The 20,061-nt window shown below is 42.7% G+C and carries 16 protein-coding genes; 2 read left to right on the top strand and 14 right to left on the bottom strand.

What is annotated here, in order from left to right; all coding sequences use genetic code 11:
- Positions 1 to 62 precede the first annotated feature (62 nt).
- The 13 genes from AC1DM9_RS09035 to AC1DM9_RS08975 all read right to left on the bottom strand — a co-directional run bounded on the left by AC1DM9_RS09035 (position 63) and on the right by AC1DM9_RS08975 (position 17,912).
- Positions 63 to 1,682, bottom strand: coding sequence for a serine/threonine protein kinase (locus tag AC1DM9_RS09035; RefSeq protein ID WP_477579544.1), 1,620 nt, complete (start codon positions 1,680 to 1,682; stop codon positions 63 to 65).
- Between the two features lie 147 nt (positions 1,683 to 1,829).
- A complete protein-coding gene (locus AC1DM9_RS09030) occupies positions 1,830 to 2,861 on the bottom strand; it encodes a glycoside hydrolase family 88/105 protein (RefSeq protein WP_477511862.1) in 1,032 nt (343 codons plus the stop codon).
- A 35-nt stretch (positions 2,862 to 2,896) separates the two neighbouring features.
- Positions 2,897 to 3,733, bottom strand: a complete 837-nt coding sequence (locus AC1DM9_RS09025; protein ID WP_076265830.1) for a carbohydrate ABC transporter permease — start codon at positions 3,731 to 3,733, stop codon at positions 2,897 to 2,899.
- A 2-nt stretch (positions 3,734 to 3,735) separates the two neighbouring features.
- Positions 3,736 to 4,635: a carbohydrate ABC transporter permease gene (locus AC1DM9_RS09020; RefSeq protein WP_076265829.1), complete on the bottom strand. Its 900-nt coding sequence runs from the start codon at positions 4,633 to 4,635 to the stop codon at positions 3,736 to 3,738.
- 102 nt (positions 4,636 to 4,737) lie between these two features.
- Positions 4,738 to 6,075: an ABC transporter substrate-binding protein gene (locus AC1DM9_RS09015; RefSeq protein WP_441882456.1), complete on the bottom strand. Its 1,338-nt coding sequence runs from the start codon at positions 6,073 to 6,075 to the stop codon at positions 4,738 to 4,740.
- A gap of 116 nt (positions 6,076 to 6,191) precedes the next feature.
- Entirely contained in the window at positions 6,192 to 7,748 is a 1,557-nt protein-coding gene (locus AC1DM9_RS09010) for a response regulator transcription factor (protein ID WP_441882459.1), read from the bottom strand.
- Entirely contained in the window at positions 7,741 to 9,495 is a 1,755-nt protein-coding gene (locus AC1DM9_RS09005) for a sensor histidine kinase (RefSeq protein ID WP_441882462.1), read from the bottom strand. Before AC1DM9_RS09005 ends, AC1DM9_RS09010 begins: the two co-directional genes overlap by 8 nt.
- Positions 9,496 to 9,630: 135 nt before the next feature.
- Positions 9,631 to 10,647: an SAM-dependent methyltransferase gene (locus tag AC1DM9_RS09000; RefSeq protein ID WP_076265825.1), complete on the bottom strand. Its 1,017-nt coding sequence runs from the start codon at positions 10,645 to 10,647 to the stop codon at positions 9,631 to 9,633.
- 1,414 nt (positions 10,648 to 12,061) lie between these two features.
- Positions 12,062 to 12,394, bottom strand: coding sequence for a cyclic-phosphate processing receiver domain-containing protein (locus tag AC1DM9_RS08995; RefSeq protein WP_076265823.1), 333 nt, complete (start codon positions 12,392 to 12,394; stop codon positions 12,062 to 12,064).
- 28 nt (positions 12,395 to 12,422) lie between these two features.
- Positions 12,423 to 13,253 (bottom strand): Fpg/Nei family DNA glycosylase, encoded by an 831-nt coding sequence (locus AC1DM9_RS08990; protein WP_477579541.1) that lies wholly within the window; start codon positions 13,251 to 13,253, stop codon positions 12,423 to 12,425.
- A 38-nt stretch (positions 13,254 to 13,291) separates the two neighbouring features.
- On the bottom strand, positions 13,292 to 14,104 hold the full coding sequence (locus tag AC1DM9_RS08985; protein WP_477579539.1) for a TIGR01457 family HAD-type hydrolase: 813 nt from the start codon (positions 14,102 to 14,104) through the stop codon (positions 13,292 to 13,294).
- A 135-nt stretch (positions 14,105 to 14,239) separates the two neighbouring features.
- Positions 14,240 to 15,541: a ribonuclease H-like domain-containing protein gene (locus AC1DM9_RS08980; protein WP_477579537.1), complete on the bottom strand. Its 1,302-nt coding sequence runs from the start codon at positions 15,539 to 15,541 to the stop codon at positions 14,240 to 14,242.
- A gap of 124 nt (positions 15,542 to 15,665) precedes the next feature.
- A complete protein-coding gene (locus AC1DM9_RS08975; RefSeq protein ID WP_477579780.1) occupies positions 15,666 to 17,912 on the bottom strand; it encodes a DEAD/DEAH box helicase in 2,247 nt (748 codons plus the stop codon).
- A gap of 236 nt (positions 17,913 to 18,148) precedes the next feature.
- On the opposite strand from AC1DM9_RS08975, the gene AC1DM9_RS08970 reads away from it, so the two are divergent.
- On the top strand, positions 18,149 to 18,436 hold the full coding sequence (locus AC1DM9_RS08970) for an autorepressor SdpR family transcription factor (RefSeq protein WP_339202685.1): 288 nt from the start codon (positions 18,149 to 18,151) through the stop codon (positions 18,434 to 18,436).
- Positions 18,433 to 19,044, top strand: coding sequence for an SdpI family protein (locus AC1DM9_RS08965; RefSeq protein ID WP_441882474.1), 612 nt, complete (start codon positions 18,433 to 18,435; stop codon positions 19,042 to 19,044). The genes AC1DM9_RS08970 and AC1DM9_RS08965 overlap by 4 nt, the downstream gene beginning before the upstream one ends.
- A 39-nt stretch (positions 19,045 to 19,083) precedes the next feature.
- Here the strand turns inward: AC1DM9_RS08965 and rnz are convergent, their stop codons facing one another.
- Positions 19,084 to 20,025: a ribonuclease Z gene (gene rnz, locus AC1DM9_RS08960; RefSeq protein ID WP_477579535.1), complete on the bottom strand. Its 942-nt coding sequence runs from the start codon at positions 20,023 to 20,025 to the stop codon at positions 19,084 to 19,086.
- Positions 20,026 to 20,061: the final 36 nt, after the last annotated feature.

The raw sequence follows: 20,061 nt of genomic DNA, 5'->3' as shown, positions 1-20,061 counted from the left end.
GAACCATAGTTATAGCTTGTGAAATGTGTCGTTTTGCCCGTATCATTGTACCACAAAAATGGTCATTTTGTGTTCATTTCCTTATAAAGGAGCTGTAAAATGGGCGAAAGCGCATGATTTAATCGTTTATTTAAGCGCGATTCATCCGTTGCCCAGAGCCCTTTCCATTGCAAAGAAAGCAGCGTCTCTTCCGGAAGTCGCGGCACGATGGCTAATGGCTTGTCGGGAAATAAGGAAAGCCATTCATTCCGACCTTGGTAGTTCAGATCTTTGTTGGCGATATAAAATAATTTTCCGCTTGTGGCTTTCATTTTTTGCTTCAAGTCCATTAGCAGCTTTAATTCGCTCGCTTGCCACTTAACCACAGCAGGATCACCAATTACAAATACGAAATGCGACTGCTTCAGCATAGATAAAGCATTAGACTCGTTCCATCTGCCAGAGAAATCGAATAGCTGGTACATAGTTGATGAAGTTCGAAGCATTTGTGCAAAAGCCATAGCATCATATTTAGCATCGGCGGAGCTTACTTCAGAATGAAATGAAAACCAATTTACTGCTAAATCATTATGTTTATAGTGGATATAGCGTTTATCCTGTGTTTGCTGATCAGAATGTTCATAATTACTGATGCTTTTATGCCCTGATAACCATGCATGCCATTCAGGCCTAGTATCGTCGTATTCGACTGCTGCTATAGAAGCGCCTTGCCTCCCAAGCAGGACTGCAAGCGCATGCGTCAAAAAGGTAGATCCTGCACCTGAGGATAAAGATAATAAGCCGATCAGCTTCTGATTTAATTGTGTACGGGGTTTGCTTTTTTGTTGATTCCAGAACACCTTATTGTCGCTATCAGGCTCTACAAAAACCTCTAGCGCTTTCTCCGCTTCAGCAATAGTTGCATATCGATATTGAGGATCGGGTTGAAGCAAACGTTTTAGCACAAGCTTAAAGGCTTTCGGAACGTCTGGCTGCAAAGATGTAAATAAAGCAGAATCCGCTGTCCAGCCCGTTTTTTGATGATAAATACTTCCCTCACTAGCCATAAAATACAGCAGCGCACCGAGTCCATAAATGTCCGTTCGCTCATCGCTTTGCCCTGCTCCTGCTTGCTCCGGCGCTGCGAAGCCATACGTTCCAAGCTGAACGGTATCTTTTTCCTTGCCGTTAATATATTGGCGTGAAATACCAAAATCAATTAGTTTCACATTACCTTTTTTGTCAATCATCACGTTTGAGGGCTTCAAATCACGATGAATAATTGGAGGCGTATGTTCATGCAAGTAACGAATCGCAGAGCATAGCTGTAATCCGATATCAATTATGTTTGTAAAGGTTAGCTGTGCTCCGTTTGAACGATATAAATCTGCAATCGTGCAGCCTTCAATGTATTCCATTACCAGTGCTTCGAATTGCAGCTCATTCGGAGGGAAGTAGTCGACCATTAATGGAAGCTGCGGATGCTCCAGCCTCATCATCATTTGTGCTTCTTCTGCATATTTCCGACCGCCTGACAGCGGTGCGATGACTTTCATTGCTCTTCGTTTATTTGCGAGCTTCAAATCATCAGCGGCGTAGACAACTCCCATGCCACCTCGCCCAAGAATGCCAACAATTCGGTATCGATCACCCACCACAGATCCTATTGCATAAGGTGAAAACAACTCATCCGAACCTTCCATATCGATCCCTCCAGCATAAAATACGAACAAAAAAAGGCATCCCGACGCCGTTTGTAAGTTACAAACCGCATCAGGATGCCTTCCTGATTTCCTATCTATTAGTGCTACTTTAACATAGTTATTAAACTTGAAACAAGCAGCATTTCATTAAAATACACGTTTTTTGGAATTCAACAGCTCCGCCAAAAACGCAAGCACAAGTCCTTGCCCCCAGCCTTGTACACGTTTGTGAGCCACTTCACGATAGCCCTGCAAATCATTCATAACTGCTGTGCCGGCTGATACATTCAGTACTGCGCCGTCCTCTGTAATTTGGCTCAAAATACCTTCAATCGAACGCTGAATGTATTTGTTGTATAAGGAACCAAATGCGAATAATCCAGTCGCAATTCCTGCTGAACCCGACGTTTCATGATAGGAGCTATCATCGTTTAGAACCGTGTGCCATAGCCCATTTTCGGATTGCATTCGCACTAATGTACTAAGCTGATCTCGCATCGAGCCTTCAATAATCATAAATGAAGGATGCTGAACGGCGATATGCGGCAATGCCTTTGCCATTGTTAGAGCAGCCCAAGAGTTTCCGCGTGCCCAGAAGATCGAGGACATATGATTTTGTGCGATATTGTCCCACCCATGATAGTAGAGGTTCGAAACGGGATCTTGTAAAAAATGCTCATGACCGTGATATTGCTTCAGGCCATCTTCCAAATAATCGTTTCGTCCGAGCAAATGTCCCATACGCACGAGGAAATAACCCGCCATCATCATCGTATCCACCCACGCTTGCTCAGGAAAATTATACGTTTCTGAATTGACCGTGTGCTGGAAAATGCCATCTGCGAATCGTACCGCATCATTTTTTAAGTATTCGGCCATTTGAATGGCGACATCTAAATATTTTTGCTCATCAGTTGCTTTGTACAATGAAATTAAAGCATGACCTATGGATACTCCGTTGACTGATAGCTTCGGCAAGCCGTCTTCCAGCTTCTCATCAATCCATTCCTGCAAAAGCTGAATATAACGTTCATTACCTGTTGCCTCGTACGCTTCCGCGACCCCATAGAAAGCAACACCGCCTGGCCAATCCCAGCTAAAATCCATTCTGAATGTGCGATCTACGACACGATCTATAACGTCCTTAATATGATTTTCGTCAAATTGAAGCTGTGGCATTTCCATCTTCCTCTCCCCTATTTCATTTTGAATGTCTATTTCAAACCGCTGGTGCTGATACCTTCAACAATATACTTCTGGAATGCGAAGAAAATGGCGAGCACCGGTATGAGGCTGACGATTGACATCGCGAACATTGCGCCCCAGTTGGAGACGGTATCGCTGTCCAGAAACATTTTCAGACCCATCGACACAGGATACAAACTTGGACGATTCAAGTATAAAACCGGTCCGAGCAAGTCTTCCCAGCGCCAGTAAAACGAGAAAATTGAAGCGGTAGCCAGAGCTGGAACGACGAGCGGCAAAATAATTCGGAAAAACAAGCGGAACTTCCCGCAGCCATCGATCGTTGCTGCTTCGTCAAGCTCATTCGGTATGGTCCGAATGAACTGAATGAGTAAAAAGATAAAAAACGGAATGCCGAAATATTGCGGGATAACAATAGGTTTAATTGAATTTAACCAATGAAGCTTCGCAAACAAAATATATTGCGGAACGAGTACAACATCATGAGGAAGCATGAGCGTAACCATCATGATTCCAAACCAAAACGTTTTCCCCACAAAATTAAGTCTTGCAAATCCAAAAGCGATAAATGCAGATGATAATACAGCTCCGATGGTAGAAATAACAACGATTTCTAGAGAATTCATAATAAAATTGCCGAATGACTGACCTGCTATGCCGACCCAGCCTATTTTATAATTTTCCCAAATCCAAGGCTGTGGTATAAGTGAATCAGCCGTTGCGAAGATGAGATTGCTTTGCTTAAATGAACTCATTAACAGCCATAACACCGGGTAAACCATGACTAACGCGAGCGCTGCGACAAATATGTGGTAGATCGGCCACTTCAGCTTTTTGAATGTCATGTTTAATGGCCACCTTTCGACTCGTAATGAACCCATTTTTTAGAGGTATAGAACAAAATCCCGGTTAGGATAGCGATAATAATGAGCATTACCCACGCCATTGCTGAAGCAAATCCCATATCGAAATAAACGAATGCTTGACGGAACAAGTAAAGGGAATAAAGAAGTGTGCCGTCTAACGGGCCGCCCTCGCCTTTTGAAATAATGTAAGCTGGAACGAAAGTCATAAATGCTCCGATCGTTTGCATGATCGTATTAAACAAAATGATCGGGCTGAGCATAGGCAAAGTAATTTTGAAGAAGCGAACGACTGGCCCCGCTCCATCCACATTGGAAGCTTCGTACAATTCTGGCGGTATATTTTTGAGACCTGCTAGAAAAATAAGCATCGACGATCCAAATTGCCAAACGGACAATGTAATGAGCATCCACAGCGCAGCTGCAGGTTCAGCAAACCATCTCACGCTATCTAAACCGAGTGCATTCAGAAAAATGTTTATAACCCCTTCGTCGCCATAAAGGTTGCGCCACATAATCGACACGGCAACGCTACCTCCAATAATCGAAGGAAGATAATAAACGGTCCGATATAACCCGATTGCTTTCGAGGCTGTATTCAATATCATTGCAATAAATAAAGCAAAGGCCAATCTAAGCGGTACACCGATAAAAACGTATAAAAAAGTAACCTTCAGAGATGCCCAAAACTTCGAATCATCAAAAAACATCGTCTGGTAATTCTCTAATCCGATAAAGGATGGTGTCGATAAGAGATCATAATCGGTAACCGAGAAATATAACGATGCGACAGCGGGTACTAAGGTGAACAATAAAAATCCGATAACAAATGGACCAATAAAGGTGTAGCCTACCAAGTTGTTTTTAAGTGATAGCGATTTCATCTTATCCAACTCCTATACGAAGTCTAGCGTGCCAATGCATCTTTATTTATGAAAAAACGATGGTCGATCTAACGACCAACCATCGCTTCTACTCAAACAATATTACTTGTTTTTCTTAAGAATAGCGGTTGCTTCGTCTCTAAACTTCTTAGCTGCGTCTTCTGGTTTAATTTTGTTGTAGTTCATTTGCTCTGCAAGGCTTGTGAGCGATTTGAACACTTCTGCAGAACCGATTGGATCAGCTGGATCCATTGGTGAGCTGTTCGCTTCTGCCCAAGCAACATAGTCGTATACTTGGATTTGTGCTTCAGTAGAAACTGCTTTTAACGCTTCTTTCACTTTAGAGGAAACAGGTACGCCGCGATCGCCTAAAATCAATTTGTTAGCTTCGATATCATTTACGAAGAAGTTGATAAACTTAGCTGCTTCTTCTTTCACTTTCGAATTTTCCGATACGGAGAAGAACATACTTGGCTTAAGGAATAACCCTTTAGTCATATTTGGACCAGCCATTGGAGCAATTGCTAGCGGACGGTTAGCCACTTGCTGCAATCCAACATATTGGTTCGACCATTGCCATACGCCAATGCCTTGGTTCAATACAAGGTGGCTGTCTTCTGCGCCTTTGATTTGAGCTAGAACGTCTGGCGACGGTACTGCACCATCGATAACAAGTTTAGCTAGCATTCCGAAGAAATCGGTGAATAGTTGATCATCCTCGTAGCCAAGGCCGTTGCCTTCTGCGTTAAACAACGTTTTATCAAGTGTACGAAGGTAGTAGCCGAAGAACACTTCTGGACGCATACCGTTGTCGAAGAAAATTCCTGCTGCTTTTGCTTTTGCAGCCATTGCTACGTAATCATCCCAAGTGTAGTTTTCAGGAATGGAATCAATGCCTGCTTTTTTCAGTAGTGCTGGATCGTAGTTAAACCCAAGAGCATTTACACCAAGGTTCATACCGTATAGTCCATCGCCTAATTTACCGCCATCAATCGCGTTTTGGCTAATGTCACTTACGTCAATTTGATTGCCGATAAATGGAGTCAAATCAGCCAATTGTTTTCTGCCAGCGTATTGCGAATAGTTTTGCGTATCGATTTGGATGATATCAGGAAGCTCGTTTGCAGCTGCTTGAGGAGCAAGCTTTTTCCAGTAGTCATCATAGTTGGCATATTCCATTTCTATCGTTACATGCGGGTTTTTCGTTTTGTACATCTCAATGACTTTCATTGTGTAATCATGACGCGGCTGACCGCCCCACCATGCGATACGAAGAGTGACCGGCTTTGCTTCTGCTGGTTCTTCTTTCACTTCGTTTGTTGATTTTGGTGCGTTGGTCGCATTTGTTGGTTTTTCATTGTTTGCGTTTCCGCCGCAAGCGCTTACGAGAACTAGTGCAAAAGCCATGAGCATCAAAAGCATTTTCTTTGGTGCTTTCATTGTGTTACGCCCCTTCCAGACTCTTTAATGTTGTTTACAAGCTTTATTATAGGGTGAATGTCGAATCGTCGGAATTAAAAAAACCGCTTTCTTTGTTAAAAAAACAGAGGTCGCCATTATGGCGACCTTTTGAATTCGGAAGGCGTGAACCCTGTATGTTTTTTAAAAACTTGACTAAAATATTGCGGATTATCGCCAAAACCAAATTTCTCAGCGAGTTCAAAAACCTTCACATCACCTGTTTTCTCGATCTCTTCCATTGCTCGCTCCATCCTTAACCTAACAACATAATTTGAGAATTTTTCTCCCATTTCCTTCTTAAACAGCTTGCCTACATAATCTGCGTTCATGTATAAGATCTCACTCGCTACCCAGTTGAGCGATAGATCAGGATTGGAAATATGCGCTTCAATTACTTGAATCATCTTCTGAATAATGGCGGAATGCTTATTGGTGTGGGTATGAAAGTTGTTCAAGCATATTTGCTGCGCACATTCGGTGACGAATTGCTGCGTCGTTTTTAGTGTTGTAAATTGATCAAATCCTGCAATCTTAGTTAAATATTCATTGATTTCTTCAGGTTTGCCTTGTCTAACGACAGATATGTAAAGCGGAATGACATAAGATTTCGAGAGATGCATGTCCATGCGGCTGTCGGCAAGCATATCAAAATAGTTTTGCAGCTCATGCTGAACAAACGCCCAGTCTCCTGATTTGACATGCATGCAAAGAGGCTCTTCATCATAGATGAAAGGCTTAAGCGCATTATCATCTCCTCTTTCAACATCCTTCTGCGTTATGATGCTTCCTTCGCCTAAATAAAATTGATAATTTAAGCATTCCAGCGTATCACGATACATTTTACGAGCATCGATAATTTGACCTGGATTGCTGACGGCCACTGTAGCATCCAATTTGTAATAGGAAGAAAACGTTTGCTTAATTTCATTCAATTGTGCAAATAAAACGTCTGTTCCGTTAATCTCTTTAATGAGCAACAGCACATGTTTTCCTATCGTCGTACTGAGAAGTACCGTCGGTTTGCCGAGGACATCCTGAGCGATATTTTTGACCGCAAACAGATGCTCAAATTCAAACACACCCTCTATTTGAAACAAAATCAACTGAACCTTTTCATTGTCTACTGTAATATGAAACAGGTTGCCATAATCATCCCAATCACGCTGGCCATATGTTTTATTGGTAACAAGCTCCTTAAGGAATTGCTCCTTCGCGTGAGGAAGTACCTTTGAAAGCTCTTTCTGGATATGAAGCATGAAGCTCTCTTGCGTTTGCTGTTTCCTCAGCTCTGTTATCACCTCGGTTAGTGCATCCGTAATCGTATTTTCATTGCATGGCTTAAGCAAATAGTGTTTAACTCCAAATTGCATCGCAGTGCGAGCATAATCAAACTCACTAAAGCCGGAAAGAAGAATAAAAACGATATGCGGGTAGTTTTCATACACTTTTTCCACCAGCTGCAGCCCGTTCATGCCTGGCATTTTGATATCTGAAATGACGATATCCGGCATATGGCTCTCGATAAAGGCCAAAGCTTCAAGTCCATTGCGCGCCGTTCCTGCCAGTTCTGCCTCATATGCATTCCAGTTTACAGTTCGCGATATGCCTTCTACGATGATTCGTTCATCATCAACCAACAAAACCTTATACATGGGAATCCCTCATTTCATAAGGAAGCATCAGCTTCACTTTGGTACCGCCGTTTGGCTTGCTCTCTACGTTTAAGCCGTATGCATCGCCATACAGCAGCTTGATGCGGTCTTCGATATTTTTCAAGCCTAAGCCGGAGCCTTTCGTCTGCACTTGTCCGCTTAATAGCTTTGTGACAAACTCTTCTTCCATTCCCGGCCCATTATCCTCCACTGAAATAAACCACAGCTCATTTTCCACATAGGCATGTATTTGTATTTTACAGGTGTCAATCATTTGTTCAAGGCCGTAATTGATTGCATTCTCAACGAGCGGTTGAAGCGAAAGCTTCGGAATGCTGCAGTTAAGTAACTTGTCTGGTACGTCAATATGGAAATCAAGCCGTTCTTCAAAACGATATTTCTGAATCGTGACATAGTGATTAATGATGTCCAGTTCCTTGCTAAGCGGAATGAGCGGCTCCTTCAAATTGATTGACGTTCTGAGCAGGGAGCCGAGCGCTTCAACCATCTGAGAAATATGTGTTTGGTTGCTTAGCTTGGCGGACCAGTTGATCGACTCTAATGTGTTGTACAAAAAGTGTGGATTAATTTGAGCTTGCAGCGCTTTAAATTCCGTATCGCGAATTGTAAGCTGCTTCACGTAATTTTCATGAATGAGCTCATTGATACGTTCAATCATTATTCGGAAGTTTCGATGCATTTGACCAGCTTCATCCATTGCAAGCGCTCTCTCATTCGGCTCCTCGATATATTCAAAATTGCCGAGCTGCACTCTTTTCATTTTAGCATTCAAGCGTTCAATAGGCTCAGTAATACCATTTGCGAAGCCAACTGCAATGAGGAGAATGACGATAAATAATATAGCAAAAATAATAATAATCGTATTTTTGACCTTCACGACACGGTCAAAGATGTCATCAAATGGGATCAGCGTATAATAAGTCCAATCGGTATACGTTGACGCTATATAAGTAACAAAATATTGCTTCCCCTCATAACGTATAACTTTGTAGCCCTCATTGCCAGGCAGCGCAGATAAGGACTCCATGGAAAAAGCGGACGCTTCAGGATACACCGCTTCATTGTTTTTCATAATGACTAGCTTGGCGTCGTTGCTGTTCATCCCTTTAGCAAGATCTCTAAACAGTTTGTTCATATCGATGCGAAGCGCTAAAGTGCCAAGATAGTCTAAGCTCAGCTGCTCAAACGAACGCACTTCTCGCGCAGCAATTAAGGACTTATCGTTGCTGTAGGGGGCAATCCACGTATTCCCACCCTTTTTGACCGCTGTTGCATTTTTGAATGCATCCAGACGGTCCTGGTAAATCGTTATCGAGTTTGCACCAACCGCATATTCATTATCATTTACGTCATACAGCTGGGCGGAAAGCACGTATTTATCAAGCCCTCCGATATTGACCATTCGCTCCTTCACCGTTAATTGCACAACATAGTTATCATAATCGGACAAACCGCTCTTGATGGATCTCAAATAGTGCTGGATCGTAGAATCCGTTGAAAGCATAAAGGTAAGCTTCTCCATCTTTTTCAGCTCATTCTCGATACTGAGGGACGACAAACTGAGCGCTTTGGAAGATTGCTTATAAATTTCCTGATCATAAAAATCAAAAGCGTATTGCTGAATGATGATAGCAAGCATAGCAACAACCAGCATGATGACTGATATCAACACAAACATTTTGTGTTTGATACGCAAATTCATATAAAGCGCTTTCAAGCTCTGCATTGGCCAGGTCTCCTTTAAGAGATTACAGCTATTATCGATTTATTAGTGGTTAGAAGACATACTTATTCTTTGCTAGGATTGTAAGCTGGATTTGAAAAAAGAGCGCCCTCCTTTCAACAAGGGGGGCGACTCCTGTTATTTTTTGATCAAATAAAGTGTTATTTCTTCTCTGTTATGGAACAGCTGCTTAGCTTTTTGAAGCTTAAATTCCGTTGAAAGTCTTGAAATCACGTCTCGAATCGTTTGAAGCGGTTTCCGGTGCATCAGCTTAACTGTAATTATGGCAGTTGCACCCTTCGTTAGTGCAGGCTCAAGATCGAGAACGAGCTTGCACATCATCATCGGACTCCAGCTCATATCACAGACTAGTAGCTGGAATGAATCAGGATTGAATTTCACTTCGGAAGCATTGCGCTTTAAGTAAGTTAGCGTGGGATACGCCATTAGCGATGGATGCAATTCAGCAGGATCGATGGCTGTAACTCTCAAGCCGCGCTCAAGTAAAAGGGATGTCCAGCCGCCTGGCGCTGCGCCAACATCAAGGGCATTTTGAAACTGTGCGTAATTTAGGTTGAATTCACGTTCTGCTTCAAGCAGCTTAAATTTGGCACGCGAGACTTGTCCTTCTTCGCGTTGAAAACGAACGGCTCCGCCTGGCCAATCCGAGAGCATCTCCGATGGCGATCCAAAACCGACATAAAGCTGATTGATCGCCGCATAGATCGCAATAATAACGTCTGGCTGCTGTACAACAGGTTCCGCGTCAATCTCTTCGAGTACCGCATCAATTACCGCTTTTGTATCCGCAGCCGAATACACAAACTCCGACTTCGACGTACGTCTAATATGAACGGCTACCCGTTTATTTTCCAAAGTTAATACAGCATTTCGAACCATGCTAGACAATTGTTCTAAATCATTCGCATTTCCTGTAATTTCAATCGTCCGATCCACCGGCTGCACATGGCGCAAAAAGATCGGCTCCTGCTGATGAATCGCTTGCAGCGTCTCTTCCCGTGTTAGCGGGCTCGTCATTAAAAACACTTCTCCTGCTGCCAGTTGTGTGAAGGCAACGCCCTCAATCAGCCTCCGAAGCTCCTCCATCGCATATGGTGCATAAGTTTGATTAGCAGTTCCGATCCATTGACTCACGTATGTTAAACCTCTTTCGTGTTATATTACCCTAGATCCCTAAAGGGATTTTTTTCACCCTTGCCCTCGAGGGTTTACTACCCTGAGCCCTAAACAATTACTACACCAATCCTACAAGCGTTTCGAACCCACCCAAACCCTCCCTTCCAAGGGAGAGCCCCAAGGGTTGCACCCTCTGGACACCCGCAACTCGACTAACGTTGGCGATAATCTGTGCTGGAATGTTTAGTTTACGGATGAGCGCTTTCGTCCCTACGGGACACGCTGGAAGTTTGTTGTCTGTAAATGTAAATCGTGTCTTGATGTGTGAAAGATTGAAGCCTTCGTAAATACAAACATTTACATAGATCAGAGATAATTAAAAAATATAGAAATGCCAGGAAATTAATTCCTCAGCATTTTAGTTCTACTTATATTTTTAGTCTTTGTTTGCATTATAACCGAATATGTCACATTTCGTGTAATTATTCGAGTAATTAACTCAAATATTATTTTTGCTAGGTATTATTTGAGTATAGCCATATGAACCATTGTTTTAGCCCATAAATAATGATTAATGGACGATGTTAGTGAAATAGATATAGAAACTAGACCTATTTCAACTAAATGGGCTCAATAAAACTAAATAAGACTAGAATATAGTCTTAAACCAGAGAAAAATAAATTTTATTACTGCTTATTGTAAAATTGAGCACAAATAGAACTAAAAACTAGTCTTATTACCCTCAAACCAATCGAATTACTCCAAATAAGTCTAAAAATTAGTCTTATGTGTAACTGGCTTAACAATATGTAGTTGATATTATTTATAAAACTGCATCAAAAAATAAAAACTGGTCAGCTCACACAATATCCAAATTGATAATTCAAACTAATGAGACTATCTATTAAGAAAAGGTGAAAGCCTCTCAGTGAAAGCATGTCCCAAAGGGACAAAAGCGTTAGATACTCTACCCTAACTCGCAAGCGACGATCAAGCTCCCACGTTATTCCAGCTGCAGGTGTCCAAAGAGCGTAACTTTCAAAGTCCTTAAAAAATATAGAGTTTGGGTGTGTTCGAAACGCCCTTGGGGTTCCCCCCCGCATTAGTGAAAGCGTGTCCCAAAGGGACGAAAGCGTTCGATGCTCTACCCTAACTCTCAAGCGCCGGTCAAGCTTCGACGTTAGTCCAGTTGCGGGTGTCCAGAGGGTGCAACCCTTGGGGCCCTCCCTTGGAAGGGAGAGTTTGGGTGGGTTCGAAAATCTCTTAGGTTCGGGAGTTTTAAAAATCCTCAAAGATTTCACTTTAAAAAGCCCTTTAGGGTTTGGGTGTAGTAGCCCTTATGGGTCTAGGTTTAAGAAGCCCTTAAGGGTTTGGGTGTACTAGCCCTTAAAGGGTCTGGGTTTAAAAAGCCCTTGAGGGTTTGGGTGTATTTTATTGCCCAGCTATATTATTAATGAGAGCCTCCGGCATCGGACCATTGAACAGCTTGGTCTCTGCCGGCGCATTCGTTGAAAGCATATGGTACATTTGCATGCGACCAGCGGCACTTGAGGTGTGTAAGTATATTTGGCTTGGATAACGACCCGTTTCAACAATGTGGCGCACGACTTCGTAGCCAGTCGGCTGTGACCAGCCTAGATCGTAATCAAGCGATAAAATATCCACTTCCTCAAGGTCAATCAGCTGCTTGCACTCTTCGGCGTTGCTTGCCAATACAAAACCTTTTGGACAAGTGCGATAATCGTCTAAATATACATGAATCATAAATGAATCCCCCGTTCAACCGATAGACTCAAAGTACGCTTAATCCCTCATCTTGTTGACAAGCAGGACAAGCATACGCTTTGCGGCCAGATACATCGATTTTCTCAATCACAGCACCACAGCGTGAACATGGTTGACCCTCACGCTCGAAGACTTGAAAGTGATTCCGATGTTTTCCAGTTAAGCTATCTCCCTCAAAGAACGAATGCTCTCCCGCTCCTCCTTGTGAAATCGCTTCCTTCAGTACATTATGCATCGCTGCGTATAGGCGTTTCCATGCTTCGTTTTCCAATACTGGAACTTTAGTGTCAGGGCGAATCGCTGCGTCAAAACAAATCTCATCCGCATATGCAGCACCAATTCCAGAAATCACGTTTTGGTCGCTAAGAGCGGTTCTGATTGCAACACGTTTTTTGGCAAATAGTGCAATGAAACGATCCACTGTCACTCTTTTGTCCAATGCATCTGGTCCTAGGCGTCCAAGTTTCCCTTCGACTTCCTTCACAGTCAACAGCTGCAAATCATCCGCACGCAAACCGACTCCATACAATACGGCTTCACCGAAATGCAGTTTCATCTGAACGTTGCGTTCAGGTTTATCAGACTCGCTTCCTCTATACAAATAAGCCCCTTGCCCCAAATGAAGCAATAGACGTTTTCCATTATCCAAGTGTAAAACTAAATGTAAACCTCTTCTTTCAACGAACCATACAACTTTACCAATCACGTCACGCTCAATTTGTTCTTCACTTGCTTGAAAAACTTTACCATTTGTTATCTCGATACCGGTAATTTGGGCGCCAGCGAAATGCTCCGCCAATAAAGCCCGATAATTTTCCAGTTCCGGCAATTCATGCATGAAAGCTCGCTTCCTTCCTATTTTCTTCGTTATAAGTCTTAACAATCTCTATGATCAGATATATAAGAACGAAGCTCTTCTAAATGATTGCAAATGACAGTTGGTTTACACCCTGCCTGCTCCATATAATACTCGATATTTTGCGCTGTAGTAAGCCCGGTCAGCACAAGAATCGTACCGCAGCCAGCAGCTGCTCCAAAAGCGATGTCTGTTGCCAAATTGTCGCCTACTACCCATGTTTCATCAGCGCTTAAGCCAATCGATCTTAATGAATAGCTCATAAGAATGGATGATGGTTTGCCAATGAGTATAGGCTCTTTGCCGCCCGCTGCCTTCAACATAGCTCCTATAGAGCCTGCTCCCGGAATGAGTCCATCACTGGATGGCAGCAGCAAATCAGGATTTGTCATAACGAATTCAGCCCCACTGTGAATATACCGAACGGCCTTCGTTAATCGCTCATAAGTGAACGAACGGTCAATTCCTTGTAAAACAAAATCCGGTTGTTCCTCTGTGAGAATTAAGCCTGCTTCTTGGACAGACTGTTTTAGTCCAGCCTCACCAACGACAAATACGGATGCACCTGGCTTCATCGAAGCGATATGCTCAGAAGCCGCTTGCGCGGATGTGCACACCTCATCAGCAGCAGCTGGAATACCCATTTTTATTAGCCTTTCAGCTACCTCATCGGGTGTTGAAGAGGCGTTGTTTGTAACAAAGCGATATGGAAGCCTAATCTCTCTCAAATAAGTGATGAGTTCAGCTGCACCAGCAATTTGATGAGTACCGTGATATAACGTTCCGTCAAGATCAATTAATAAGCCGCGCATGGCAGGCAGTCCCGTTGTCATCGTTGTTTTCCTCCCAAGGGTAAACGGCAGTCGCCACTATAGTGGTCAAGCTTACGTTTTCCGTTGAAAGATAAGCTATATAGTTGAGCTGCAGCTGTCTGTTTACGCTTTTATCCTATTTTAAAAAGTAGCTTCTTAATGAACATGTTTGGTTGATTTGCGGCGCAGCCTTGCTATTCGATTACGCAAAGCATCGAGCTCCGCTCTTTTTTTGGCATCAGGCCGAATGAGCTGCGAATGATTCAGCGCACGTTCAAAAGCTGCATTCGCATATCCTAAAGCTGACTCAAAATCTTTGATCTTATGCTCATAATACATGGCAAGCTCAATGCTTGCTTCATGGGCAGCAGATCCAAAATGATTAGAAGAATGAATAATAGCCTTCTGCCACAATAACACAGCACGATCCCAATTTCCAGCCTTCTTGTCCCGCGCGGCAAGCATGACTAGTGTAGAAGGTTTTGAGTTCTCTTCCTTCATGGCTAAATCGAATAAATGATCAGGAAGCTCCATTTTACCCATACGCTCTAGCCAAAGACCTGTGCGCACCATCTCCTCAGGCTCATCGGGCAACGGAATATACAACTTAATCGTTCCGTTTAACAAATGTCCAAATCGAATCGCTAGACAAGCTAGGGATAACATATCTATTTCGTTATGGCGAAAAACACCTTCAAGCGGTGCTGGATCTCCATTCGCCAGAAATTGAAAATAAAGCTGAGGAGCAAGTGATCCTGGAACGTCATCCTCCCGGTGAATACCGAGCCGCTCTTCTTCAACATGGCTCAATTTACACGAAACGAGCGTATTACGCCATATCGATCTTGCAGGATGCAAGAAATCAAGATGCTGAGGCTCCCACATCTTTTGGCCAAGTCCATTCATAATAAAACGATTTTGAACGAGTGGCCAATCGAAGGTTTTTCCGTTGTAGGTGGACAAAAATGTATAATCGTTCAGCTTCCCCATCAAATAATGAAGCATTGCCCGCTCTTCAGCTGGATGCCTGATCAACGCTTGCTCGATGACAAATTGGTCCTTTGACAAATAGCCTATGCCAACCATGAAAGGAACGTTCCCTGCTCCAACGCCTAAACCTGTCGTTTCCAAATCAAGAAACATGATTTGTTCCGCAGATGTTAAAGAATCAGGATGAAACGCTGATAAGGCAGGTGCAGCCTCGTGCAGTTCTACTAATGCATGATGACCATGGCGATAATCTGACGGATAAATGATTTTTCGGAGCAAAAAGCTTCCAACTTCATTCGTAACCAGCTTGACATCGAAGGTCTCCCACACGGGTGAAAGCCATTCTTCATCACCTTCCGGCTGTTGTACCATCTTCTCTTCAGTGGCAGGAACCACCGACGCTGGCTGGTTCTCTTCCTCGCGGATGTTTCCCCGCAAACGATTCATTTTATCACGTAATAAGCTCATCGTTTGCCCTCCGCTTCATTAAGAAGATAACATGTTTGCTTTGACACACCAATCACATGAATCGGTCCTAGCGGAGCGCGATGAGCGAGCTGCATTTCGTACTTGCCAATATAACCCTTCATAATCATAATGACCTCAACAGATCTAAGCTTGTTTGTTTTGCATGAATTCCATATATTTCAGTGCCAATACAAGACGGACAACCATCTTCGCATGGACATTTTCGGATTAATTTTATTGCAGCTTCTTTTACTTCATCAAACCGTTTATATACGTCCTCTGCTAGTCCAATGCCCCCAGGGTAATGGTCATATATGAAAATCGTAGGAAGCTGCGTATGCTCGGCCCTGATTTGTGAAACGACATGAATATCATTTCGGTCACACATTACATGAATAGGTACAATATGCCTAAGCACATTCGCTATTCCAAGAAGCAGCTGTTCTAGCGTTTTTGTTTCAATCGCTGGGTCTACCTCTTTTAATTCTATCCAGGTCGCGCTGGTATGCAATTCATCTTCCGGTAGATTTACTTGGCCGTATCCGATATTTTCAAAACTCGTCAATCGAATTTTCTTAAAAAGTGTTGCGAGAAAATTTACTACAACATCTCCATATATAATAGATGAAGTTCGCTTGCTCTCTATCCTATCCTCTGCTAAAACTTTAAGTTTTACCGCCAGATTCGCGTCAGTATAATACTCTACATCGACTTTTCGAACATAAGCCTTCTTATGCTCCCAATCCAGCTTTTCTACTTGGAATTGTACACCTTCATGTAAATAAATGGCTTCATCGTGCAAAAGAGTCATAGCGCTAAAACGGTCCATTTCCCCTATGATTTTCACATTCGCAGTTTCTGACTGGTCGATGATAACTACATTTTCCTGTGCGGCAGAACGTAGACTTACCTCACTAGCTGGGAAAGCCAGATTAGCCCAATAAAACGTATCAGCTGCTTGAGTGAGCACCCGTTCTTCTACCAGATACTCCAATATGTCTACTATTTCTATTGAACCGAATTGTTCTCCCTTTTTAAAAGGCAGCTCATAGGCGGCACAACGAACGTGATCAACTAGTATGAGTAAGTTTTCCGGATTGATTCTAGCGGATTCCGGGGATCGATCAAAGAAATATTCGGGGTTTTGCACAATATACTGGTCAATAGGCGTATTGCTAGCTACCATTAGTACAAGTGCTTCCCCATGTCGTCTTCCAGCTCGTCCAGCTTGCTGCCATGTACTTGCAACGCTCCCTGGATATCCTGTCATAATACAGACCTGCAGCTGTCCAATGTCTACACCTAGTTCTAAAGCATTTGTGCTGACCACGCCTAATATTTCGCCGTTCCTTAATCCTCTTTCAATTTCTCGTCTTTGATTTGGCAAGTAGCCGCCACGGTAGCCTCGTATGGATTTTGTGCCGATTTCATTTTTAACCAATTCCTGAATATGGCTCAAAATAATTTCTACTCTTACCCGGCTGCGAGCAAAAACAATCGTCTGTATTTTGTTCGTCAAAAATTCCTTCGCTAATTGATTAACCTCTACAGTAGAACTTTTTCGAATATTGAGCGGCTTATTTACAATGGGCGGGTTATAAAAAACAAAATGTTTCCGTCCTCTTGGTGCGCCGTTATCATCAATTAATCGCATAGGATTCCCTGTCAATTGTTCTGCTAGTTCCTTAGGGTTAGCAATTGTGGCAGATGTACAAATAAACAGTGGATCGCTACCATAAAACTTGCATATTCGTTTGAGCCTTCGAATGACATTTGCTACATGACTTCCGAATACGCCTCTATACGTATGAAGCTCGTCAATAACGATATATTTAAGATTGCTAAATAAACTTACCCATTTTGTATGATGTGGAAGGATAGCGGAATGCAGCATATCGGGGTTCGTGATGACGATATGTCCTACATTTCTTACAATCGTTCGAATAGCAGGCGAAGTATCGCCGTCATAGGTAAAGCTTTTAATATCAATTCCCATTTCGTTTATCATTTCAGTTAATTCACTTTTTTGATCTTGTGCAAGAGCTTTCGTTGGGAATAAATATAAAGCTCGACTGCCGTCGTCTTCCGCTATCGCTTGTAACACTGGAAGGTTATAACAAAGCGTCTTTCCAGAAGCGGTCGGAGTTACAGCGACTATATTTTCACCTTTACGTATCGTTTCGTAGGCTGAGTGCTGGTGTGTATATAAATGCTCTATTCCTCTTTTTGCGAAAGCCGATTTAATTCTTGGATCAACACTTTCTGGCAGAGGTTTTGTTTTTGCCTCTTGAGGCTCTATTTCAGTCCAATTTATAATATTTTCATTGGCTCGTAAATTTTGGATCATTTCTGAAAGTGATTTCTTTTTTATCATTTCTTAGCACCTCACTATACCCTATATATTAGCGAATATCTGTTCCCTTTACTAGTATTTAGTTCTGGATATACAATGCCAAAGAAAAACTGTTTGCTTGCCATAAACTTGTTGACATCGCACCTATCAAATTGACACACGAAACAAAAACCAATATAGTAAATTTATATTACAATTAGATGGTTGTTTAAATATCTAACGACTTCAAAAGTCAGCTGGAAAGGACAGCTTACATGTCAATCAATTTAGCCTTTAAGGCACTATCTGACCCTACTCGCAGAAAAATTTTAGAACTATTGCGAGAACGTGACTTAACTGCTGGAGAAATAGCCGACCATTTTCAAATGACTAAGCCCAGCATCTCTCATCATCTTAGCCTGTTAAAGCAAGCAGAGCTTGTATCCGATGAACGTCAAGGCCAGCATATTTATTATTCACTTAACACAGCTGTCTTCCACGACTTAATGGACTGGATGAATTCCTTTCAACAGAGCGAATCCGAAGGGATTGTAGAGAAATGAAAGCAAGTATCTTCTCTTGGATTATTGTTGCCATTGCTTTAATTGCCAGCATCGTAACCTATCCCGATTTACCCGAGCAAATGGCGATTTACTGGGATATGAATATTGAATTCGATGGATTGGCGCATAAAGCATTTACCTTGCTGCTTTTACCAGCATTCATGGTCATCCTAATTGTCATCCTTCCAAAAAAACATGCTTCCCAAAACCAAAAGCCTAATCTTCACACGGTTCAAAATGTAGTCTTGATCAGCTTGCTCGTGCTTCACGGTGTTACCATTGCATCTGGTTACGGACTCATTATTGATATCACCAAAGTCATCATCACGATCATTGGTATTATTTTCACAGTGGCAGGCTTGTATATGCCGCATTTTCAACCAAACAGCTATATTGGAATAAAAACCGTTAATACGCTTGGCAGTGAAGATGTTTGGAACAAAACACATCGAGCAGCATCCAAATTTTATCTGATTGGCGGATTGCTGATGATTGTCTCGTCTTTTATTCCAAACCCTTACCAAATGTTTATTTTTTTCGGTATTGTTGTCATCATCGTATTAGCTTCTGTATTTCTATCGTTTCACTTTGGCAAAGATAACAAATAAAGCAAAAACGCGAGGAAATCCTCACGTTTTTGCTTTTTTTTATTCTATTTGAGTCACACGTTTTATTTCGATATGTAGAAAATCTGTTGCTGCTATGACAGGTGAGAAGTGTACGCCAGCCTCTTCTTCAAGCTGTGCAAGAGCCTCATTGCTATAGCGTCCGCTAAAATGGGTCATCACCAGCCGCTTGGCGTTTGCTTTAACAGCTGTTTCTGCCGCCTCCGCCGTCGTACAATGTCCAAACTCATGTGCTTTTTCTTCCATGCCCGCAGCGAAGGTCGCTTCGTGAACGAGCAGATCAGCATCTTTCGCTAAGGTTATAGCATTATCACATGGCTTCGTATCTCCGAGCACTGTAATTACTCTCCCGATATAAGTAGGGCCGGTAACATCCTCAGTGTGAATGAGCAATCCGCTGGGAGATGTAACCGACTGCCCTCTTTTTAACGCCCCGTAAAGCGGACCTGCTTCAATCCCGTACTCCTTCAGCTTGTGGACGAGCAGCTTGCCGGGCTGATCTTGTTCAGTTACGCGATAGCCGAAGCAAGTCACTCGATGCTCAAGCGGCGCTACCTCAACCTTAAATCGATTATCGTCAAAAACAACACCTTCATTTCCCGTTAATTCATGGATAATGAGCTCATAATCGAGCTGCGTAGCACTAATCGCAAAGGTTGTCTCAATATAGCTCCTAATCCCAACAGGACCAAAAAGCTGTACAGGTGTGATTCCGCCATCGAAAGAGCGACTGCTGAGCAAGCCAGGCAGCCCATAAATGTGATCACCGTGCAGATGTGTAATAAATATGTATTCAATCTTATTCAGTTTAAGCGATGTTCTCATAAGCTGATGCTGCGTTGCCTCTCCAGCATCGAATAACAGTAAACTGCACGTTGGCTCAGGAAGCTGCAGCGCCACGGCTGTTACATTGCGATACTTCGAAGGTCTTCCTGCGCCCGTACCCAAAAACCACATATTCATATTATTATCCACCCCACTCTTAGCCCTGCGGCTTCG

This window comes from Paenibacillus sp. 01T431, from assembly GCF_056398625.1.
Note: the sequence above shows the minus strand (reverse complement) of the source record. Positions and strands in the feature narration are given on the sequence as shown.

Bases quoted from the DNA above. Each gene is read 5' to 3' on its own strand.
- AC1DM9_RS09035 (WP_477579544.1), bottom strand. From the start codon at position 1,682: ATGGAAGGTTCGGATGAGTTGTTTTCACCTTATGCAATAGGATCTGTG.
- AC1DM9_RS09030 (WP_477511862.1), bottom strand. From the start codon at position 2,861: ATGCCACAGCTTCAATTTGACGAAAATCATATTAAGGACGTTATAGAT.
- AC1DM9_RS09025 (WP_076265830.1), bottom strand. From the start codon at position 3,733: ATGACATTCAAAAAGCTGAAGTGGCCGATCTACCACATATTTGTCGCA.
- AC1DM9_RS09020 (WP_076265829.1), bottom strand. From the start codon at position 4,635: ATGAAATCGCTATCACTTAAAAACAACTTGGTAGGCTACACCTTTATT.
- AC1DM9_RS09015 (WP_441882456.1), bottom strand. From the start codon at position 6,075: ATGAAAGCACCAAAGAAAATGCTTTTGATGCTCATGGCTTTTGCACTA.
- AC1DM9_RS09010 (WP_441882459.1), bottom strand. From the start codon at position 7,748: ATGTATAAGGTTTTGTTGGTTGATGATGAACGAATCATCGTAGAAGGC.
- AC1DM9_RS09005 (WP_441882462.1), bottom strand. From the start codon at position 9,495: ATGCAGAGCTTGAAAGCGCTTTATATGAATTTGCGTATCAAACACAAA.
- AC1DM9_RS08995 (WP_076265823.1), bottom strand. From the start codon at position 12,394: ATGATTCATGTATATTTAGACGATTATCGCACTTGTCCAAAAGGTTTT.
- AC1DM9_RS08990 (WP_477579541.1), bottom strand. From the start codon at position 13,253: ATGCATGAATTGCCGGAACTGGAAAATTATCGGGCTTTATTGGCGGAG.
- AC1DM9_RS08985 (WP_477579539.1), bottom strand. From the start codon at position 14,104: ATGACAACGGGACTGCCTGCCATGCGCGGCTTATTAATTGATCTTGAC.
- AC1DM9_RS08980 (WP_477579537.1), bottom strand. From the start codon at position 15,541: ATGAGCTTATTACGTGATAAAATGAATCGTTTGCGGGGAAACATCCGC.
- AC1DM9_RS08970 (WP_339202685.1), top strand. From the start codon at position 18,149: ATGTCAATCAATTTAGCCTTTAAGGCACTATCTGACCCTACTCGCAGA.
- AC1DM9_RS08965 (WP_441882474.1), top strand. From the start codon at position 18,433: ATGAAAGCAAGTATCTTCTCTTGGATTATTGTTGCCATTGCTTTAATT.
- rnz (WP_477579535.1), bottom strand. From the start codon at position 20,025: ATGAATATGTGGTTTTTGGGTACGGGCGCAGGAAGACCTTCGAAGTAT.